The sequence below is a fragment of the Streptomyces sp. NPDC096040 genome, from assembly GCF_040303265.1.
GTDB lineage: Bacteria > Actinomycetota > Actinomycetes > Streptomycetales > Streptomycetaceae > Streptomyces.
In genome coordinates, this window is sequence record NZ_JBEOTA010000051.1 from 21675 (window position 1) to 27674 (window position 6000).

Below are 6000 nucleotides of genomic sequence, written 5' to 3' on the forward strand. Positions count from 1 at the left end.
TCTCGGCACGCCTCTGTTCACAGAGGCGCTCCACGTTCATATACGCGAACGTACGAGAACGGAGTCGCTGTGCGTCGCATCCCCCTGCTCGCGGCCGTGGGAGCCCTGCTCCTGGGCGTCTTCACCGCCCCCGCCGCCCACTCGGCCCCCAGCACCTTCGTGCACCCCGGGGTCACCGTCTCCAAGGCCCAGCTGGACTTCGCCCGCACCGAGGTGCTGGCCGGTGCCCAGCCCTGGAAGGCGGCCTACGACCAGATGATGGCGAGCAAGTACGCCGACCTGAACCGCACGCCCAAGCCGTGGGCGACCGTCGAGTGCGGGTCGTACTCGAATCCGAACTACGGCTGCACCGACGAGCGCGAGGACGCTATCGCCGCCTACACCGACGCCCTCGCCTGGTACATCACCAAGGACGCCCGCTACGCCCAGAAGGCCATCCAGATCATGGACGCCTGGTCGGCCACCATCACAAGTCACACCAACAGCAACGCGCCCCTGCAGACCGGCTGGGCCGGCTCCTCCTGGCCCAAGGCCGCCGAGATCATCAGGTACACGTACACCGGCACCTGGGCGAACGAGGCCCGCTTCGCCACCATGCTGCGCGACGTCTACCTCCCCACCGTCATCAAGGGCTCCAACTCCAACGGCAACTGGGAGCTGACGATGATGGAGGCCGCCGTCGGCATCTCCGTCTTCCTGGAGGACAAGGCGTCGTACGACACGGCCATGGCCAAGTTCCGCACCCGCACGGCCGCTTATGTCTACCTGGCCTCCGACGGATCGGTGCCGAAGACCGTGCCCAGCCAGAACCTCGACACCACCGCGAAGATCGTCTCCTACTGGCAGGGCCAGTCCACCTTCGTCACCGGCCTCACCCAGGAGACCTGCCGGGACCTCACGCACACCGGGTACGGCATCTCCTCGATCTCGCACGTCGCCGAGACCAGCCGGATCCAGGGCCAGGACCTCTACGGCACCGACGTCGGCGAACGGCTGCGGCAGGCGCTCGGCTTCCAGTCCAAGTACCAGCTGGGCACCGCCGTCCCCAGCTGGCTCTGCGGCGGCTCCCTGACCCTCGGCCTCGGGCCGGTCACCGAGGTCGGCTACAACGCCCTTCACAACCGGCTGGGCATCGCCATGACCAACACCCAGACACTCACCCAGAACAACCGTCCCGCGGGCAGCAACAACCTCTTCGTCGCCTGGGAGACCCTCACCCACGGCGACAATCCCAACTGAACCCCCCGGTGCCCCGCGGCCCGCTCGGGGAGGCCCGCGGGGCACATCAGGGTTCTGTCAAAGATGCCCGCCGCCGTACCCCCTGCCCCATTCGCCGGGATTGTTGGCCGTAAGGTCGACGCTGCGTAGGCGGCGGTAGGCGGAAGACAATAGGACCATGGCACGCGGCAAGCTTCGGATCTATCTCGGTGCGGCACCGGGCGTGGGCAAGACCTACGCCATGCTTTCCGAGGCCCATCGGCGCGTGGAACGGGGCACCGACTGCGTGGTCGCCTTCGTCGAGCACCACGACCGGCCGCGCACCGAGGTGATGCTGCACGGCCTGGAGCAGGTTCCGCGCAAGGACCTGGAGTACCGGGACGCCCTGTTCACGGAGATGGACGTGGACGCCGTACTGCACCGCGCCCCCGCCGTCGCCCTGGTGGACGAACTCGCCCACACCAACATCCCGGGCTCCCGCAACGCCAAGCGCTGGCAGGACGTCGAGGAACTGCTGGCGGCCGGGATCGACGTGGTCTCGACCGTCAACATCCAGCACCTGGAGTCCCTCGGTGACGTCGTCGAGTCCATCACGGGAGTGCGCCAGCGCGAGACCGTGCCCGACGAGGTGGTACGGCGCGCCGACCAGATCGAACTGGTCGACATGTCGCCCCAGGCGCTGCGCCGGCGCATGGCGCACGGCAACATCTACCAGCCGGACAAGGTCGACGCGGCCCTGTCCAACTACTTCCGGCCCGGCAACCTGACCGCCCTGCGCGAACTGGCGCTGCTGTGGGTGGCCGACCGGGTCGACGAGTACCTGAAGCAGTACCGCAGCGAGCACCGGGTCTCGGCGATCTGGGGCTCGCGGGAGCGGATCGTCGTCGGGCTCACCGGCGGTCCCGAGGGGCGCACGCTCATCCGGCGGGCCGCACGGCTCGCCGAGAAGGGCGCCGGCGGAGAGGTCCTCGCCGTCTATATATCCCGCAGCGACGGTCTGACCTCGGCCTCCCCGAAGGAACTCGCCGTCCAGCGCACCCTGGTCGAGGACCTCGGCGGCACCTTCCACCAGGTCGTCGGCGAGGACATCCCGGCCTCCCTGCTCGACTTCGCGCGCGGCGTCAACGCCACCCAGATCGTGCTCGGCTCCTCCCGCCGCAAGGCCTGGCAGTACGTCCTCGGGCCCGGCGTCGGCGCCACGGTCGCCCGCGAGTCGGGACCCGACCTGGACGTCCACATCGTCACCCACGAGGAGGTCGCCAAGGGGCGCGGGCTGCCGGTGGCCCGGGGCGCGCGGCTCGGGCGGGGCCGGATCATCGCGGGCTGGCTGGTCGGCCTGGCCGGCCCGGCCGTCATGGCGGTGCTGCTGAACACCGTCGACCTCGGCCTCGCCAACGACATGCTGCTCTTCCTGACCCTCACGGTCGCGGCCGCGCTGCTCGGCGGGCTCTTCCCGGCGCTGGCCTCGGCGGCCTTCGGGTCCCTGCTGCTGAACTACTTCTACACCCCGCCCCTGCACCGGCTGACCATCGCCGATCCGAAGAACATCGTGGCCATCGTGATCTTCTTCGGGGTCGCGCTGTCCGTCGCCTCGGTCGTGGACCTCGCGGCCCGGCGCACTCACCAGGCCGCCCGGCTGCGCGCCGAGTCCGAGATCCTCTCCTTCCTCGCCGGCAACGTGCTGAGAGGGGAGACCAGCCTGGATGCGCTCCTTGAGCGGGTACGGGAGACCTTCGGCATGGAGTCCGCCGCCCTCCTCGAGCGGGCGAGCGATGTCGAGCCGTGGAGCTGCGCGGGCCGGGCCGGTTTCGGGCCCGCTCTGGAGCGGCCGGAGGACGCCGACGTCGACATGCCCATAGGCGACCACATGGCCCTCGCCCTGACCGGCCGGGTGCTGCCCGCCGAGAACCGCCGGGTGCTCGCCGCCTTCGCCGCCCAGGCAGCCGTCGTACTGGACCGTAGGCGGCTTCAGGAGGAGGCCGAGCAGGCCCGCGCGCTCGCCGAGGGCAACCGCATCCGTACGGCCCTGCTGGCCGCCGTCAGCCATGATCTGCGCACCCCGCTCGCCGGGATCAAGGCGGCGGTGTCGTCGCTGCGCTCGGGCGACGTGGCGTGGTCCGAGGAGGACCGGGCGGAGCTGCTGGAAGGCATCGAGGAGGGCGCCGACCGGCTCGACCACCTCGTCGGCAACCTGCTCGACATGTCCCGCCTGCAGACCGGCACCGTCACCCCCATCGTCCGTGAGATCGACCTCGACGAGGTGGTCCCGATGGCGCTGGTGGGGGTACCGGACGGCAGCGTGGACCTTGACGTCCCCGAGACACTGCCCATGGTCGAGGCCGACGCCGGGCTCCTGGAGCGGTCGGTGGCCAACCTGGTCGAGAACGCCGTCAAGTACAGCCCGACCGACCGGGCCGACAGTGTTGTCGTCGTCTCCGCCAGCGCCATCGCGGACCGCGTGGAGCTGCGGATCGTGGACCGCGGGCCCGGCGTGCCCGACGATGCCAAAGAACGCATATTCGAGCCCTTCCAGCGCTACGGTGACGCTCCGCGCGGCGCCGGGGTCGGTCTGGGGCTCGCGGTCGCCCGGGGCTTCGCCGAGGCGATGGGCGGCACCCTCAACGCCGAGGACACGCCCGGCGGCGGCCTCACCATGGTCCTCAGTCTCCGCGCGGCAGGATCGGTCACCGCGGCAGCAGAACCCGTGGCGCAGACCGCGGCAGAACCGGAAAGGCAGGCCTCATGACCCGTGTGCTCGTGGTCGACGACGAGCCGCAGATCGTGCGCGCCCTCGTGATCAACCTCAAGGCGCGCAAGTACGAGGTCGACGCGGCTCCCGACGGCCGTACCGCCCTCGAACTGGCCGCCTCCCGCCACCCCGACGTGGTCGTCCTCGACCTCGGCCTGCCCGACATGGACGGCGTCGAGGTGATCAAGGGGCTGCGTGGCTGGACCCGGGTGCCGATCCTGGTGCTGTCCGCCCGCCACACCTCCGACGAGAAGGTCGAGGCGCTCGACGCGGGCGCCGACGACTACGTCACCAAGCCCTTCGGCATGGACGAGCTGCTGGCCCGGCTGCGGGCCGCCGTCCGCCGTGCCGAGCCGGTCGCCGGAGGCGGCGAGGACGACGTGCTGGTGGAGACCGAGGGGTTCACCGTCGACCTGGCCGCGAAGAAGGTCAACCGGGCCGGCAAGGACGTCCGGCTGACCCCCACCGAGTGGCATCTGCTGGAGGTGCTGGTCCGCAACACCGGGCGGCTGGTCAGCCAGAAGCAGCTGTTGCAGGAGGTGTGGGGGCCGTCGTACGGGACGGAGACCAACTATCTGCGCGTGTACATGGCACAGCTGCGCCGCAAGCTGGAGGCGGACCCCTCGCATCCCAAGCACTTCATCACGGAGCCGGGCATGGGGTACCGGTTCGAGAAGTGACCCGGACTACGGCGAAGTGAACCGGACGACGGTGAAGTCAGCTGGACGACGGCGAAGTGAGCTGGACTGCGGCGGTGTCTGTGGACCCCGGTACGCTTCAGACATGAGTGCTGTTCCTCGTTCCCAAAAGCCGGCCGGCCGGTTCCGGCGCATGCTGGGCCGGCTGTCCTCGTCGCAGGAGGACCTGGAGTCCGAGGAGCTGCGTGAGGACGCCGACACGACGGGCTGTATCCGGATCGGCGACTGCCAGGACCGGCAGATCGTCACCGTTACTGGTACCTTGCGCACGGTCACCCTGCGACCGCGCGCCGGAGTCCCGGCCCTGGAGGCCGAGCTGTTCGACGGCTCCGCCGCGCTGGACGTGGTGTGGCTCGGCAGGCGCTCCATCGTGGGCATAGAACCGGGGCGCAGGCTGATCGCATCGGGCCGGATCTCGCTGAGCCGGGGCCGCCGGGTGCTGTTCAACCCCAAGTACGAACTGAGACCCCTCGGTAGGGAGTAGCCGGTGACGTCGCTCGACAAGCCGACCGAAGACACTCAGGCGGAGGACGATGCGCGGGCGGTGACCGAGGCCGCGCTGTTCGAGGCCTTCGGCGGCGTGCGCGGCATGGTCGAGACGGTGCTGCCCGGCCTGTTGTTCGTCACGATCTTCACCATCAACAAGAACCTGCACTGGTCGGCGATCGCCGCCCTCGCGGTCGCCGTGGTGCTGGTCGTGGTCCGCCTCGCCGTGAAGGACACCGTCAAGCACGCCTTCAGCGGTGTCTTCGGCGTCGCCTTCGGTGTCGTGTTCGCGATGTTCACGGGCAACGCCAAGGACTTCTACCTCCCGGGCATGCTCTACACGCTGGGCCTGGCGCTGGCGTACATCATCACCACGCTGTGCGGGATGCCGCTGATCGGCCTGATCCTCGGCCCGGTCTTCAAGGAGAACCTCTCCTGGCGCACCCGCAACCCCGGCCGCAAGAAGGCGTACGCCAAGGCCAGCTGGGCCTGGGGCCTGATCCTGCTCGCCAAGTGCGCGATCCTCTTCCCGCTGTACTGGTGGGCGAACACGGCCCAGCTCGGCTGGGTGCTGGTCGCGTTGAAGATCCCGCCGTTCCTGCTCGCCGTCTGGCTCACCTGGGTCTTCCTGGCGAAGGCGCCGGCGCCGATCGATGTCTTCGCCGAGATGGAGGCGGAGGAGAAGGCCGAGGAGGAGCGCAAGGCCGCGCTGGCCGCGGAGAGCGGCGAGCCCTCCGGCGGACGCCACCGCAAGTAGGCAGGTACGAGAGAAGGGGGCGCCGCGCCCGCGCGGGGGGCGCGCGAACGAGACGAGTGAACAAGAGAAAACCCCCAACCCCCACCACAAAA

The 6000-nt window shown here is 69.8% G+C and carries 5 protein-coding genes; all 5 read left to right on the plus strand.

The features are described from left to right. Positions 1-69 precede the first annotated feature (69 nt). Entirely contained in the window at positions 70-1239 is a 1170-nt protein-coding gene (locus tag ABTY98_RS39335; protein WP_352225954.1) for an alginate lyase family protein, read from the plus strand. A gap of 157 nt (positions 1240-1396) precedes the next feature. After that, positions 1397-3964: a DUF4118 domain-containing protein gene (locus ABTY98_RS39340; RefSeq protein ID WP_352225955.1), complete on the plus strand. Its 2568-nt coding sequence runs from the start codon at positions 1397-1399 to the stop codon at positions 3962-3964. Then, the gene (locus tag ABTY98_RS39345; protein WP_352225956.1) at positions 3961-4647 is read left to right on the plus strand and encodes a response regulator; all 687 of its coding nucleotides are present in this window, start codon (positions 3961-3963) and stop codon (positions 4645-4647) included. The genes ABTY98_RS39340 and ABTY98_RS39345 overlap by 4 nt, the downstream gene beginning before the upstream one ends. A 103-nt stretch (positions 4648-4750) precedes the next feature. Further along, the gene (locus ABTY98_RS39350) at positions 4751-5149 is read left to right on the plus strand and encodes an OB-fold nucleic acid binding domain-containing protein (protein WP_352225957.1); all 399 of its coding nucleotides are present in this window, start codon (positions 4751-4753) and stop codon (positions 5147-5149) included. A gap of 3 nt (positions 5150-5152) precedes the next feature. After that, positions 5153-5908, plus strand: a complete 756-nt coding sequence (locus tag ABTY98_RS39355; protein ID WP_352225958.1) for a DUF3159 domain-containing protein — start codon at positions 5153-5155, stop codon at positions 5906-5908. Positions 5909-6000 lie beyond the last annotated feature (92 nt).

Bases quoted from the DNA above. Each gene is read 5' to 3' on its own strand.
- ABTY98_RS39340 (WP_352225955.1), top strand. From the start codon at position 1,397: ATGGCACGCGGCAAGCTTCGGATCTATCTCGGTGCGGCACCGGGCGTG.
- ABTY98_RS39345 (WP_352225956.1), top strand. From the start codon at position 3,961: ATGACCCGTGTGCTCGTGGTCGACGACGAGCCGCAGATCGTGCGCGCC.
- ABTY98_RS39350 (WP_352225957.1), top strand. From the start codon at position 4,751: ATGAGTGCTGTTCCTCGTTCCCAAAAGCCGGCCGGCCGGTTCCGGCGC.